Consider the following 12,682-nt stretch of genomic DNA (forward strand, 5'->3'; position numbering starts at 1 on the left):
CGGATCGGCGGTCGGGCCGTACTCAACAGGGGCGAGTCGAAGGGGTGCGACCCACTCCTGCCAGTCGCAGCACGGCGTCCAGACCCCGGGGCGCGCCCGGGGCGGCTCCGGCGGGCAGCACATAGGCGCGGAGCCCGGCGCCCGCCGCCCCGCCGTCCTTCGCCGGATGGTCGCCCACCATCAGCGTCTCGGCCGGCGCCACCCCCAGTTCGCGGCAGGCGCGCCCGAAGAGCGCCGGGTCGGGCTTCTCCGTGCCGTGGGCGTAGGAGTGCACCCACGACGAGAAGTGCCGGGCGAGTCCGTGGTGCGCGAACGTCGCCCGCAGATCCCAGCCCACGTCACTGACCACGCCGAGGGCGATCCCCTCGTCGGTCAGCCGTGCGAGCGTGGACCGCGTGTCCGCGTACGGCACCCAGTGCCCGGGTGCCTGCAACTGCGCGTAGAGCGCGTCCGCGTGCGGCGCGAGCTCCCGTACCGACGCGTACCACGTGGTGAACGCGTGCCGGTGCGCGCGCGAGGACACATCACGGCCGCGCTGCGCCTCGACCACGTCCGGCTCCGTCAGCCCCTTCTCCAGCCCGTTCAGCAACTCGTCCATCTCCCGCCCGCCGACCGGCCGTCGCAGCGCGGTACGGATCCGGTCCGCGTACGAGCGCATCTGGAAGAGTGTGCCGCCGAAGTCGAACAGCACGGCCCGGACGGGGAGCGGCCCCTCCCCGGAGGGCATGGCGCGCAGGGGGCCCTCGGGGCCGCAGACCGGGAGCGGGGAGCGAGTCATCCGATCTTCCTAGCCGCTCCGCGCGGCACAGGCAATGGCCGTCCTCCGCCCGGCGCCCTCGGACGGGTGGCGGGTCAGTACCGCTGGGCCTGGGACAGCTTCGGAGTCAGGGCCGGTTCGGCCGTGCTGGACTAGCGGTACCAGGCCCGCTCAGTACCGGATCCGCTCAGTAGCGGAGCACTCCCGCGATGCCCTGCGCGTCCGCCAGCGTCCCGTCCGGGACGAAGCGGACCCGCGCGCCGGTGTCCAGGCACTGTTCGACGATCTCGTCCACGATGTCGTGCCGGGCGTCGAGATCGTCGCCGCCGGCCGGGACGAGATGGTCGCCGCCGTCGTCGCGTACCGTCACGCGGTAGTTCTCCTCGACGGCCAGCAGGCGCACGCGGCCGGCGGTCGCGTTCTGCCAGACCTCGTCGACGCCCGCCGCGAACGCCCGGCGGCCCCTGGCGCTCTCCAGCTCGGTCGTCACGGTGTCGATGTTCCTGAGGTCCTCGGCCGTGACCAGCGGACGGACCGCCTGCCACACCGCCTCGGCCCCGGCGTGCCCGAGACCGCCGTGCGGGACGTGGACGGCGTCCGCGGCGACGGTGCCGACCTCGCCCAGGAGCGAGAGCGCGGCCTGTTCACCGGCGACGTACAAGGGCCGCGGGGCGGAGCGCAGGACACCGGCGAGGGCGGTGTCGGCGTCCCGCAGGAAGCGGCGCGTCTCCTCGTCGCGGAAGGTGCTCGGCACATCGCCGACCCGTTCCTCGCGCTCGACGTCCTGCGGTTCCAGGCTCCGCGTGAGCGGGAACCCCGCCATGTCCGCCTCGACGACGCGCTCTCCGCCGCCGCTCCACAGCGAGATCCGGTCGGCGGAGACCGTCAGTACCCAGAACGGGCTCTCGGCGGCCTGGGCGGCGACGAGATTGCGGGTGAGGAACGTGTCCGAGAGGACGACGCGCTCCGGAACGGTCCGGGCCAACGACCACACCTGGTGCTCCCCGGGAGCCGCGAAGATCGCGAGGCCGTCCTCGGAGTGGCTCAGATCGACCTCCGCCAGCGCCTGTTCGAGCTGCTGGACGACGTCCGTCCGCCGCTCACGGGTGACCGCGGGGTCGGCTTCCAGTTGCTTCTTCGCCTCGGCCAGCACATTGCGCAGCCGGACGGGATCCTGCGCCTTGTCGGGCTCCCTGCGGTGGGTCGGCGTCAGCACCGACACCGCCGGGTAGGGCCGCGGCCGACGCAGCTCGGTCAGAGTGGCGGAACTCAGCACATGCTCCATAAAGGCACCATAGGACCGAATCGACGGCGAGGCATTCGGAGGAACCCGGCCGGGCAGAAGGTGGTCGCCTCCGTGGTCCTCATGGGCATGGCGGGCCCGGCGGTCGGGCGGGTTCAGAACGCCACGCCACCGTCCCGCGTCGTACGCGGCCCGCTCAGTCCTCCGAGCCGCACGAGCTGCCGTCGGCCGGCAGTCGCCCGTACAGCAGGAAGTCGTCGATCTTCCGGTGCACGCACTTCGAGGAGGAGTAACCGGTGTGGCCCTCACCCTTGTTGTCGAGGACGACGGCCGACGGGCCGAGCCGGTCCGCGGTCTCGGTGGTCCAGCGGTACGGCGTGGCGGGGTCGCCGCGGGTGCCGACGAGGAGCATCTTCGGGGTGTCGACGTCCCGTACCTCGTCGCGGATGTACGAGGTGCCCTTGGGGCGCCCGTAGCACATCAGGGCCTGGGCGAGCCGGTACCGGCCGAAGACCGGCGACGCCTGCTCGTACGCGGCACGCAGCCTGTCGAGGTTCCCGACGACCTGGTCGGCGGTGGGCCGGTCGGGGTCGTCGGCGCAGTTGATGGCCATGAGCGCGGCCGGCAGGTTGTCGAGTGGGATCTCTCCCTCGTCGACGAGACCGCCGTCCTCACGGCGGGAGTCCTGACGGGGGGAGTCGTGAGGGGGAAGGTCCTTGCGGGGAAGGTCCTTGTGGGGGAGCGAGCTGCCGTCGACGTGGAACCCCATGATGCCCCGGGTGTCCCCGTCCTGGACCAGTGACGTGAGCGCCTGCGAGAGGGCCGGCCACAGCTCCTTGCTGTAGAGGGCCTGTCCTATGGCCCCCACCAGGTCCTGGCCGGAGAACGGTATGCCGAAGTCCGACGGCACCGGGTTCTCGTCCAGCGAGCCGATCAACTGGAGCACCTTCTCGCGGGCCGAGCGCGAGTCCTGGCCGAACGCGCAGTTGACGTCCTCGGTGCACCAGTCGAGGAAGTCCTCCAGGGCGGTCTGCTGCCCCTGGGCGCCGGTGATGCCCTGTTCGCTCAGCGGTTCGGTGAGGGTGTCCACGCCGTCGAGGACCATACGGCCGGTCCTGTCGGGGAACTGGGCCGCGTACACCGCGCCCAGCCGCGTTCCGTACGAGAAGCCGAGGTAGTTGAGCTTCTTGTCACCGAGGGCCGCGCGCATCACGTCGAGGTCGCGCGAGGCGTCGACCGTGCCGATGTGCGGCAGCACGGGCCCGGAGCGCTCGGCGCAGTCGGCGGCGAGCTTGCGGAGCACTTCGAGAGCGGCCCGCGGATCGTCGCTCTCGTCCGCCTCCGTCTCTGCCTCCGCCCCGGTCTCCGCGTCGGGGTCGGGGGCGTCCGTTCCGTCGTCCATGCCCTCGCCGCAGCTGACCGGCGAGCTCCGGCCGACGCCGCGCGGATCGAAGGTCACCACGTCGTAGCCGTTCGTGAGACCCATGAAGTCCTCACCGCCGTCGGCCAGTTCGCCGACTCCGGGACCGCCGGGGCCGCCGAAGTTCAGCAGCACCGAGCCTCTGGAATTGCCGGTCGCCCGGAATCTGGCCATGGCCAGGTCGAGCGTCCCGTCGGCGGGCCTCGCGTAGTCGACGGGGACGGTCACCTTCCCGCACTGCAGGCCGTCGGGCAGTCCGTCGCCCGGGCAGGCCGACCACTTGATCGTCTGGTCGTGGAAGCGGGACAGGTCGGGTCGGTCGTCGGCAGCCGCGGCCACCGACGGCAGCCCTGCTCCCAGCAGGGCCAGCGTCATGGCGCAGGTGAAGGCACGGCGTTGGCGCGTTGACAGCATCAGGCCTCCCGGGACGCCCCGGCCCGCGGCCGGGATTTCCCCCTCGAACACGATAAGGGGGCACCTGCGGCCACGCCTCTCGGCGAGCGGGGCGACGGAACAGGCCGTATCCTGCGCGACCCTGCGCGGCGCGGCGCGGCCGGCCCGGCCTCAGCCCTGCCCCGCTCAGCCACCGCCCGCTCGAAGGGGGTGTTTGCCGGATGGGCCATAACCTGCGCGGTTTGCCCGCGTTTAAACGGTGCGGGCGCCTGCTCGCGACCATGTCCTGGAAGGCAGGGAACCTATGAAGCGGGTTGCCCGAAGTGGTTTGATCATCGTGGCCGCCGCCTCCGGCGCCGTGGCCGTGACCATGCCGGCGTACGCGGACTCCGCGGCCGACGGCGGCACGGCCCACTCGCCCGGGGTGATCTCCGGCAACACCATTCAGCTCCCGGTGGACGTGCCGGTGAACGCGTGCGGGAACACCGTGAACGTGGTCGGGCTCCTAAATCCGGCGGCGGGCAACAGCTGCGCCAACGAGGGCGGCGACGGCAAGGGCGGCGGGCACGGGGGCGGCGCGGTCGCCGAGGGTGCCGAGAAGGATTCACCGGGCCTGATCTCCGGCAACGGCGTGCACCTCCCGGTCCAGCTCCCCGTGAACGTCTCCGGCAACTCGGTGAGCGTGGTCGGCATCGGCAACCCCGCCGTCGGCAACGAATCCACGAACACCTCGGCGGAGGGGCCGCAGCTCCCGGACACGCCGTCCGGCCCGAAGCCGGCCCAGCCGGCGGAGCCGCCCGTGGACCCGGCCGACCCCGCCGACCCCGTGGAGGCAGCGGAGGCCGAGGGGCCGCAGATCCTGCCGCAGGCGGTCCCCAGGGCCGCCCTCGCCCAGACCGGTACGGATCTGATGGGTCCGACGGTCGCCGCGAGCGCCGCGCTGCTGCTGGGCGGAGCCGCGCTGCACCGCCGCTTCCGGCCCGCCGCACAGCGGTCGGGACGCCGGGACGGGCACTGACCTGAACGCGTCGGCACGCACGACCCCGGGCGCGCGCCCGGGCCCGTGCGTGCCGACGCTTCTGTGTGGTGACCGATGGTGCCTCTTTCTCTCCCTGGAACTCGGTCAGGCGTCCTTCGCCGCTCGCCCCGACGGGACCTCGTCGCGGCGGCGGAACATCCATTCCATGCGGGGCTCGACGGCGAACCGGAACACCGTGCGGACCGGGGCGGAGCACAACGCGGTGATGAGGCCCACGGCGGCCGCGGTGACGGCCAGTTCGCCGAGGGCGGTGTGCAGCCAGGGACGGTCGTACCAGTCCCAGAAGCGGGACGCCTTGATGACGAAACCGTGCAGCAGATAGCCGTACATCGTGCCCGCGCCGAGCGCCGTGCACCAGAGGTGCCGGCCGGGAACCCAGGACAGGAAGCAGGCCGTCAGGACCAGCGCGAGGCAGAACAGCGCCGGAGTGGTGAACAGGCCCGCCCAGTTCGGCGCGCCCTGGCCGGTGACACTGCCGCGGTGGTAGAGCCAGCTGGCGCTGAACCAGGGCGCCACCAGGTACGCCGTGACCAGCGCCGCCGCTCCCACCGGCAGCGCGAACAGCCGTACGCGCCAGGTCCGCAGCCGTTCGAAATGCTCGGCGCGCAGCGTCAGACCGAGCACGAAGAACGGCAGGAATCCCAGGACCCGCTGGATGGAGATGTCCCCGCCCAGCTCCGGCGAGGCGGCGGCCAGCACGGCCAACGCCAGCGCGACCGGCACCGGGTGACGCAACGTCAGCCACAGAGGAGTCGTGATCCGCCAGATGAAGAGGGCGAGCAGGAACCACATCACGTACCACGGGTCCAGCAGACTCAGCGGATAGCCGGGGTCGTCCTGCGCCCACCGGTAGAACAGCGTGTACGCGGTCTCGAAGACCAGATAGGGCACGACGACACTCGTCAGGAGCCGCCGCACCCGGCCCGGCGCCATGTCGAAACTCCGCGAGAAATAACCGGAGACGAGGGCGAACGCGGGCATGTGGAAGGCGTAGACGGTCAGATACGCGGCGGTCGCGAACCGGCTCCCGTGGGTCAGGGGCTCCCAGGCGTGACCACAGGCCACCAGCACGATGGTGAGGTACTTCGCGTTGTCGAAGTACGGGTCCCGGCGGGTGGACGCCTGCTTGGCCGGGGCCGCGGTGAGGCTCTCCCGCGGCGCGGTCGGCGCGGGGGCGGACAGATCGTGCGACACCACATCTCCTGGCCTCGGTGGCGGTGAGCCGATCTCTCCCGCCTGCCCCCTCACGTACGGCTCAGTCGTGCCCCGCGTTCGCCCGTACGTCCGAGGGTCGTTCGAGTGGAAAGGCGCGGCGGCGGCCCGCGGCGACGGTCGCGAGGGTCACGGTGACCAGCGCGAGCGTCGTCCAGGGCAGGGCTCCGGAGCCGGAACTCTCCAGGACCAGACCGCCGGTGAGGGATCCCACCGCGATGCCCGCGTTGTAGACGGTGGTCTGGAGCGAGGTGGCCACATCGGCGTACGCGGTCCCGGAGGCGTCGACCAGGGCGGTCTGGATCAGCGTCGGCGCCCCGCCGAACGCCATGCCCCACAGGGCGACCGCGGTCAGCAGGACGGTGACCTGCCCGGCCAAGGCGCCCAGCGCGAGCATCGCCGCCGCGAGCAGGGCGAGGGCCCCCAGCAGGGTCCGCCGCAGATGCCGGTCGACCAGTACGCCGGTGAGCCAGATCCCGGCGACGGTCGCGACACCGAACACCAGCAGCACAAGCCCCGTCCGGCCGAAACCGGCGTCCTTCGCGAAGGGCGCGACGTACGTGTACATCACCTGGTGGCCGACGAGCAGCGTCAGCGTGACGGACAGCACCGTGCCGATCCCGGGCAGCGCGGCGACGCGTACCAGCGGCACGCGCTCTTCGGACGGTTCGCCGGGAAAGCCCGGCACCCGGCGCCGTATCCACACCACGAGCAGCACGGCCGACACCGCGGGCGCGGCGAACGCGGCACGCCAGCCGAGCGCGTCGGCCAGCGCCGTGCCCGCGGGAAGGCCCACGGAGAGGGCGAGCGTGATGCCCGCCAGCACGATGGCGATGGCCCGGCCGCGCCGCTCCGCGGGCACCATCCGGGCCGCGTACCCGACGAGCATGGCCCACAGCGTGCCGCCCATGACCCCGGCGGTCAGCCGCGCGGCGAACGTCAGCCCGTACGACGAGGACAGGGCGGTGACGGTGTTGGCCGCCGCGAAGCCGAGGAGCGCGCCGATGAGTACGGGGCGCCGGGGCAGCCCCCGCAGCGCGGCCGTGAGCGGGATCGCCGCGAGGAACGACGCGAGCGCGTACCCGGTGACCAGAAAGCCCACCCGCGCCTCGGAGACGCCGAGATCCGGGGCCATCCGGGGCAGCAGGCCCGCCGGTAGCAGTTCGGTGAGTACGGCGGTGAAGGCGGCCGTGGACAGCGCGAGCAGTCCGGAGAGCGGCAGCCGGGGCGTGGTGGCGGCGGGCGTACCGGTGCCACCGGAGACAGGGGCGGTCGTCATCGGGCCAGGCTGGAACACTCACATCGATGTGAAGGCAAGGCGTGAGTCTCCACGCCCGCATGCCGCCGGCATCGGTGATCGTGCCGGCCCGCCACGGGACGTGGCACGAAGGCGCACGCCGGCCCTGCAGCCGGCCCTCCACTACCGGCCGGGGCCCGCGCGGCCCCCGAAACTCCGTTGCCCGGCGGGTCCGCGGATGCTGGAGTGGCCGGATGGATCACAAAGCGGTACTGGCACTGTTCGACCGGGACATGCGGGAGAACGCGCGACCCTTCGGCACCGGCTCCGTCGTGGAACGCGTCGGCGGGGTGGTCCGGCACGTGGGATCGGAGCAGGGCTGGAACGGAGTGCTCTGGTCGGACCTCACGGCGTCGGACGCGGACGCGGCGATCGCCGAGCAGTGCCGCTACTTCACGCGGCTCGGCCGAGAGTTCGAGTGGAAGCTGTACGGGCACGACCTGCCGCAGGATCTGGGGCAGCGCCTGCTGGCCGCCGGGTTCACCCCCGAACCGGCGGAAACCCTGATGGTCATCGAGGCCGGGGAACTGGATCTCGACGCCGAGCCACCGCCGGGCGTCGAACTGCGGCCCGTCACCGACGCCGCCGGGGTCGGCCTCATGGTCGACGTGCACGAGCAGGCCTTCGGCACGCCCGGCACCGGGCTGCGCCACCAGTTGCTCGCCCTGCTCGACGAGGCCCCGGACACCGTCGTCGCGGTCGTGGCTCTCGCCGGTGACGTCCCCGTCAGCTCGGCCCGGATGGAACTCGTCCCCGACACGCAGTTCGCAGGGCTGTGGGGCGGCGGCACCGTCGAGGCCTGGCGGGGCCGCGGCATCTACCGTGCCCTGATCGCCCACCGCGCCCGGATCGCCGCCGACCGCGGCTACCCCTACCTCCAGGTCGACGCCTCCGACCAGAGCCGCCCCATTCTGCGGCGGCTGGGTTTCACCCCGCTCACCACGACCGTCCCGTACGTCCACCCGGCGCCCTGACCCCGGGCCGGGCGCACGGCCGGGTGCGGGGCGAGCCCGCGGACGTCGGGCATGACGGAGACGTCCTGCGACGACTCTTCGTACGGTGCCCTGCCGAAAGGCGTGCGGCGCGCTTTCCGGCAAGCGGCGTCCGGGGCGCGGTCCGTGGAACCCGGCGTGCGGTGCGCCGCCGCGCGGTCCGCTCCCGTCAGCGGCGGCCCGCCTTCGACCGGTCCAGGGCCGCGACACCGAGCGCCGCGAGCCCGATCTGGATCAGCCACTCGATCCAGTCCACCCCGTCGGTGTCGCCCACGTCGAACGCGTTCGCGACCACCGAGCCGATGAGTGCGGCCACGATGCCCACCGCGATCGTCCACAGGATGCCGATCCGCTGACGGCCCGGAACCACGAGCCGGCCCAGCACACCGATGACAATGCCGATCACGATGGCACTGATGATGCCCGAGATCTCCATCTCATCCCCTCTTCGTCGTACTCCTTACACAGAGGAGTGCCCCCTGGAACCGAGTGCAGTCCGAACCGTCTCAACTCACCGGCCGCGGCTCCTGCGGCCCACCGGCCGCCGGCCGAACCCAGCCCGTGACCCGAGATCGGCTCGGAGCTGGAGCAGGAGCTGGGGGGCAGCGCGAACAAGGCGCGGGTGCTGCCGGATTGCGCTCGGTGACGCGGGCCCGGTGAGGGTCGTCCTTCGGGGGCGGATGTCCCCAATGCGCAGCCTGCCACTCACCGGCTCTCACGGAGCGCTGGTGAGACTCCATGTCCGCAGTGTGATCTCGCGTCCTCGTGACATCCGCAGGAGCGGCTCGTCGTCGGTGAGGACGAATCCGGCGCGCAGGGCGACGGCCGCACTCGCCGCGTTGGCCTCCTCGATGCACAGCACCACGCGGCGGGCGCCCGTGTGACCCAAGGCGTAGGAGGAGAGCAGCCGGACGGCCCGGGAGGCCAGGCCCCGGCCGCGGTGGGCGGCGCCGACTCCGTACGCGATCTCGGCGTCCCGCTCGTCGGCCTTGCTGGGGAACAGCAGTACCTCGCCCCGGGGCAGGCCACCGTCCGTGGTGATGGCGAGCTGCACCTTGCGGCCCTGCGCGCGGGCCTCCTGCGCCTCGGCGAGATAGACCCGCGCGGCGGGCGGGTCGAAGGGTGAGGCCACCGGTGTCCAGCGGGCGATCTCGGGGTCGTCGTACATCGCGATCAGCGCGTCCAGGTCGTCCCCGGACCATTCGCGCAGGTGAACTCCCTCCCCTTCGAGCCGGAGGTACGAGGGGGCGTCGAGTGTCAGCGGACTGTCCATGGGGTGATCCTGCCCCGCGCACGGGTGGGCGGCCAAGGGCGCGTCGCTCCCGCTCACCACGCCATGGTGCGCCCCGGGCCGGCGAGGCGCGGGTCGGGAACGGTCGCACGGCGTACCGCCTCGCGGCTCGCGGAAGCGGGATCGCCCTGGTGGTAGGCCCGTTCCGACGGTTCGACGCCGTCCAGGAACTCTGGGTGACGCACGGCGGGAGCGAGGGGCGCGAGCGGTTCGGCGACGGCCGGGGCACGGGCCGGATCACTGTCCGGAACTCGCTCCCGCCAGGCTTCGGCCCAGGCGCGCGCAACGCTCGCACGTACCGGCTCGGGCAGGAAGGAGCACAGGCGCAGACCGTCGAGGACCGGGTTGCCCCAGTGTGCGTCGGCGAAGTCGACCACGACCGGCGGCCCTTCGTCGGCACGCCAGTTGCCGGGGTGGAAGTCGCCGTGCACGACCGTGTCCGGCAGACCGCACACCCCCGGCAGCCGCCGGCCCGCGGCGGCCGGTGTGCGCGTCGACCAGTCGAGGAGTCCCCGCAGCCGTCGACGTCGGCCCATGGCGCCCGAAACGGTTCGTGTCCTCTCAACAGCCCTGGATCGGCAGGGAGTGGGCACGTGCGGTCGCTCCAAGGCCTCGACGTGCCTCTTCCGATTGACATGCAGGTAATCGCCTGCATAACGTTGAGTGTGCGATCGGATGAGGGAACAGAGGCAGAGGGCGAGCCGGGCCCGAACGGCGGCCCGGGGATGGACCAGGTCTTCAAGGCGCTGGCCGACGGGACACGCAGACGGCTGCTCGACAGGCTGCACGAGCACGGCGGGCAGACGCTGGGGGAGCTCTGCGAGCACATCGACATGACCCGCCAGTCGGTGACCCAGCACCTGTCCGTACTGGAGGCGGCGAACCTGGTCGCCACCGTGCGACGAGGACGGGAAAAGCTGCACTACCTCAATCCCGTACCGCTCCACGAGATCCAGGAGCGGTGGATCGACAAGTTCGAGCGCCCGCGCCTTCGCGCGCTGAGCGCACTCAAGCGACGAGCCGAGGAAGACATGACCGACAAGCCGACATTCGTGTACGTCACCTACATCGCCAGCACGCCGGAGAAGGTCTGGGACGCGCTCACCGACGCCGATCTGACCGCCACCTACTGGGGCCACAGCAACGTGTCCGAGGACTGGCGCCCCGGCTCGCGGTGGGAGCACCGGCGCACGGACGGAACCGGCGTCGCCGACGTGGTCGGCACCGTCGTGGAGAGCGAGCGGCCCACCCGCCTGGTGGCCACCTGGGCCTCGCCCGAGGAGGAGGGGCAGGAGGACAAGCACTCAAGGGTCACCTACGACATCCGGCCGCACGGCGACATCGTCCGGCTCACCGTCACCCACGAGGACCTGGCCGACGAGACCGCGGTCAAGCAGGTCTCCCTCGGCTGGCCGGCCGTCCTGGCCAACCTGAAGTCGCTCCTGGAAACCGGAAAGCCGCTGCCGCAGGAGCCGTGGCTGGTGCCCGAGCACTGACCGCGGGCGCGAAGTAGGGGGCGCCGGTCGTATCGGGAGGTCATCCGGCCAATCCACGCCTGCCGCTGCTTCGGAATACCCACGACGGCTCCGAGTGGAGACGGCTGGGAGGAAGCACGATGGCAGCAGCGTCACGGGACGCCACGGCGGAGGACGGGGAGGATATACCGGGGCGGACCAGGCGGACGGCCGTCGTCGGCTCGGGCGTCGCCGGGCTCACCGCCGCGTACCTCCTCGGACGTACGCACCGGGTGTCCCTGTACGAGGCGGACGAGCGGCTCGGCGGACACGCCCACACCCACGAGCTGACCTCGTCGGACGGCCGGGTGCACCGGGTCGACTCCGGCTTCATCGTGCACAACCGCCGCACCTATCCGAACCTGCTCCGGCTCTTCGCCGAACTCGGCGTCGCCACGCAGGAGTCGGAGATGAGCATGTCCGTACGCTGCGACGGCTGCGGCCTCGAATACGCGGGCGCGCGAGGCCCCGCGGGACTCTTCGCCCAGCCCCGTAACGCCCTCCGCGGCCCGTACCTGCGCATGCTCGCCGAGGTGCCGCGCTTCCACCGCGCCGCGCGGCGACTGCTGGCCCGGGCGGACGCGGGTACCGGGGAAGAGGGCGACACCCTCACCCTGGGTGGGTTCCTGACCCGGCAGCGGTTCTCCGCCTACTTCGTCGCACACTTCATGACACCCATGGTGTCGGCGGTGTGGTCCTGCGACGCCGAGACGGCGCGGCGCTATCCGGCCGCCTATCTGTTCCGCTTCCTGGCGAACCACGGAATGCTGTCGATCGGCGACTCCCCGGCCTGGCGCACCGTGAGGGGCGGCTCGCGCGAGTACGTGGACCGGGTCGCCGAACACATAGACGCGGTGCACACCTCGACCCCGGTCCGCGCGGTCCGCCGGCACCACGACCGCGTCGAGATCACCACCGAGGACGGCACCACCGACACGTACGACGCGGTGGTGCTGGCCGTCCACCCCGACCAGGCCCTGCGCCTGCTGGCCGATCCCACCGACGAGGAGCGGGAGGTGCTCGGCGCGTTCCGCTACTCCCGCAACTCCACTCTCCTGCACACCGACACCTCACCGCTGCCGCGCGCCCGGGGAGCGCGCGCCTCCTGGAACTACCTGATGCCGTCGTGCGCGGCGGGTGCCGACCGGGTCAGGGTCAGTTACGACATGAGCCGGCTCCAGCGCCTCGACGCACCCGAGACGTACGTCGTCACCCTGGGCGGCCTCGACCGCGTCGACCCGGACCAGGTCCTCGCCCGCATGGTGTACGAACACCCCGTCTACACCCCCGAGTCGGTGGCCGCCCAGCGGCGGCTTCCCGCGCTGAACACCGCCGTCACCGCGTACGCCGGCGCCTACCACGGCTGGGGCTTCCACGAGGACGGCTGCCGTTCCGGCGTGACGGCGGCCGAGGCGCTGGGGGTGACCTGGTGACCCACACACCTGCCTCTCGACCCGGCACCGGCGCACCTGCCTCTCGACCCGGCACCGGCACGCCCGCCCGCCAGTCGGGCACGGTCACGCC

The 12,682-nt window shown here is 72.3% G+C and carries 12 protein-coding genes; 4 read left to right on the plus strand and 8 right to left on the minus strand.

Annotated elements, in window-relative coordinates; genetic code table 11:
* Nucleotides 1–22: 22 nt before the first annotated feature.
* The 3 genes from ACH4DZ_RS28485 to ACH4DZ_RS28495 form a co-directional block, all read right to left on the minus strand.
* Nucleotides 23–778: an HAD family hydrolase gene (locus ACH4DZ_RS28485; protein WP_398290216.1), complete on the minus strand. Its 756-nt coding sequence runs from the start codon at nt 776–778 to the stop codon at nt 23–25.
* Nucleotides 779–944: 166 nt separating this feature from the next.
* Nucleotides 945–2,042 carry a chemotaxis protein gene (locus ACH4DZ_RS28490; RefSeq protein ID WP_398290217.1) on the minus strand — a complete coding sequence of 366 codons (1,098 nt, stop codon included), beginning with the start codon at nt 2,040–2,042 and terminating at the stop codon, nt 945–947.
* 154 nt (nt 2,043–2,196) lie between these two features.
* Nucleotides 2,197–3,834 carry an alpha/beta hydrolase gene (locus tag ACH4DZ_RS28495; protein WP_398290218.1) on the minus strand — a complete coding sequence of 546 codons (1,638 nt, stop codon included), beginning with the start codon at nt 3,832–3,834 and terminating at the stop codon, nt 2,197–2,199.
* Nucleotides 3,835–4,117: 283 nt separating this feature from the next.
* On the opposite strand from ACH4DZ_RS28495, the gene ACH4DZ_RS28500 reads away from it, so the two are divergent.
* Entirely contained in the window at nt 4,118–4,831 is a 714-nt protein-coding gene (locus ACH4DZ_RS28500) for a chaplin (RefSeq protein WP_398290220.1), read from the plus strand.
* 105 nt (nt 4,832–4,936) lie between these two features.
* Here the strand turns inward: ACH4DZ_RS28500 and ACH4DZ_RS28505 are convergent, their stop codons facing one another.
* Nucleotides 4,937–6,046 (minus strand): acyltransferase family protein, encoded by a 1,110-nt coding sequence (locus ACH4DZ_RS28505; RefSeq protein ID WP_398290221.1) that lies wholly within the window; start codon nt 6,044–6,046, stop codon nt 4,937–4,939.
* A 61-nt stretch (nt 6,047–6,107) separates the two neighbouring features.
* Nucleotides 6,108–7,343, minus strand: a complete 1,236-nt coding sequence (locus ACH4DZ_RS28510; protein ID WP_398290222.1) for an MFS transporter — start codon at nt 7,341–7,343, stop codon at nt 6,108–6,110.
* Between the two features lie 212 nt (nt 7,344–7,555).
* Here ACH4DZ_RS28510 and ACH4DZ_RS28515 point away from each other — a divergent pair, with 212 nt between their 5' ends.
* On the plus strand, nt 7,556–8,335 hold the full coding sequence (locus tag ACH4DZ_RS28515; protein ID WP_398290223.1) for a GNAT family N-acetyltransferase: 780 nt from the start codon (nt 7,556–7,558) through the stop codon (nt 8,333–8,335).
* A 187-nt stretch (nt 8,336–8,522) separates the two neighbouring features.
* On the opposite strand, the gene ACH4DZ_RS28520 is transcribed toward ACH4DZ_RS28515, so the two are convergent.
* From ACH4DZ_RS28520 to ACH4DZ_RS28530, 3 genes are all read right to left on the minus strand, one after another.
* Nucleotides 8,523–8,789: a GlsB/YeaQ/YmgE family stress response membrane protein gene (locus ACH4DZ_RS28520; RefSeq protein ID WP_398290224.1), complete on the minus strand. Its 267-nt coding sequence runs from the start codon at nt 8,787–8,789 to the stop codon at nt 8,523–8,525.
* Nucleotides 8,790–9,068: 279 nt separating this feature from the next.
* Nucleotides 9,069–9,626 (minus strand): GNAT family N-acetyltransferase, encoded by a 558-nt coding sequence (locus ACH4DZ_RS28525; protein ID WP_398290225.1) that lies wholly within the window; start codon nt 9,624–9,626, stop codon nt 9,069–9,071.
* A 53-nt stretch (nt 9,627–9,679) separates the two neighbouring features.
* Nucleotides 9,680–10,180 (minus strand): phosphotransferase, encoded by a 501-nt coding sequence (locus ACH4DZ_RS28530; protein WP_398290226.1) that lies wholly within the window; start codon nt 10,178–10,180, stop codon nt 9,680–9,682.
* 189 nt (nt 10,181–10,369) lie between these two features.
* On the opposite strand from ACH4DZ_RS28530, the gene ACH4DZ_RS28535 reads away from it, so the two are divergent.
* Nucleotides 10,370–11,140: an ArsR/SmtB family transcription factor gene (locus tag ACH4DZ_RS28535; protein ID WP_398290367.1), complete on the plus strand. Its 771-nt coding sequence runs from the start codon at nt 10,370–10,372 to the stop codon at nt 11,138–11,140.
* Between the two features lie 164 nt (nt 11,141–11,304).
* Nucleotides 11,305–12,591, plus strand: coding sequence for an NAD(P)/FAD-dependent oxidoreductase (locus ACH4DZ_RS28540; RefSeq protein WP_398290368.1), 1,287 nt, complete (start codon nt 11,305–11,307; stop codon nt 12,589–12,591).
* Nucleotides 12,592–12,682 lie beyond the last annotated feature (91 nt).

It is taken from the genome of Streptomyces sp. NPDC017991 (genome assembly GCF_044328075.1).
Classification (GTDB): domain Bacteria; phylum Actinomycetota; class Actinomycetes; order Streptomycetales; family Streptomycetaceae; genus Streptomyces.

Coding starts and splice junctions, on each gene's coding strand:
- ACH4DZ_RS28485 (WP_398290216.1), bottom strand. CDS start 778: ATGACTCGCTCCCCGCTCCCGGTCTGCGGCCCCGAGGGCCCCCTGCGC.
- ACH4DZ_RS28490 (WP_398290217.1), bottom strand. CDS start 2,042: ATGGAGCATGTGCTGAGTTCCGCCACTCTGACCGAGCTGCGTCGGCCG.
- ACH4DZ_RS28495 (WP_398290218.1), bottom strand. CDS start 3,834: ATGCTGTCAACGCGCCAACGCCGTGCCTTCACCTGCGCCATGACGCTG.
- ACH4DZ_RS28500 (WP_398290220.1), top strand. CDS start 4,118: ATGAAGCGGGTTGCCCGAAGTGGTTTGATCATCGTGGCCGCCGCCTCC.
- ACH4DZ_RS28510 (WP_398290222.1), bottom strand. CDS start 7,343: ATGACGACCGCCCCTGTCTCCGGTGGCACCGGTACGCCCGCCGCCACC.
- ACH4DZ_RS28515 (WP_398290223.1), top strand. CDS start 7,556: ATGGATCACAAAGCGGTACTGGCACTGTTCGACCGGGACATGCGGGAG.
- ACH4DZ_RS28520 (WP_398290224.1), bottom strand. CDS start 8,789: ATGGAGATCTCGGGCATCATCAGTGCCATCGTGATCGGCATTGTCATC.
- ACH4DZ_RS28525 (WP_398290225.1), bottom strand. CDS start 9,626: ATGGACAGTCCGCTGACACTCGACGCCCCCTCGTACCTCCGGCTCGAA.
- ACH4DZ_RS28530 (WP_398290226.1), bottom strand. CDS start 10,180: ATGGGCCGACGTCGACGGCTGCGGGGACTCCTCGACTGGTCGACGCGC.
- ACH4DZ_RS28535 (WP_398290367.1), top strand. CDS start 10,370: ATGGACCAGGTCTTCAAGGCGCTGGCCGACGGGACACGCAGACGGCTG.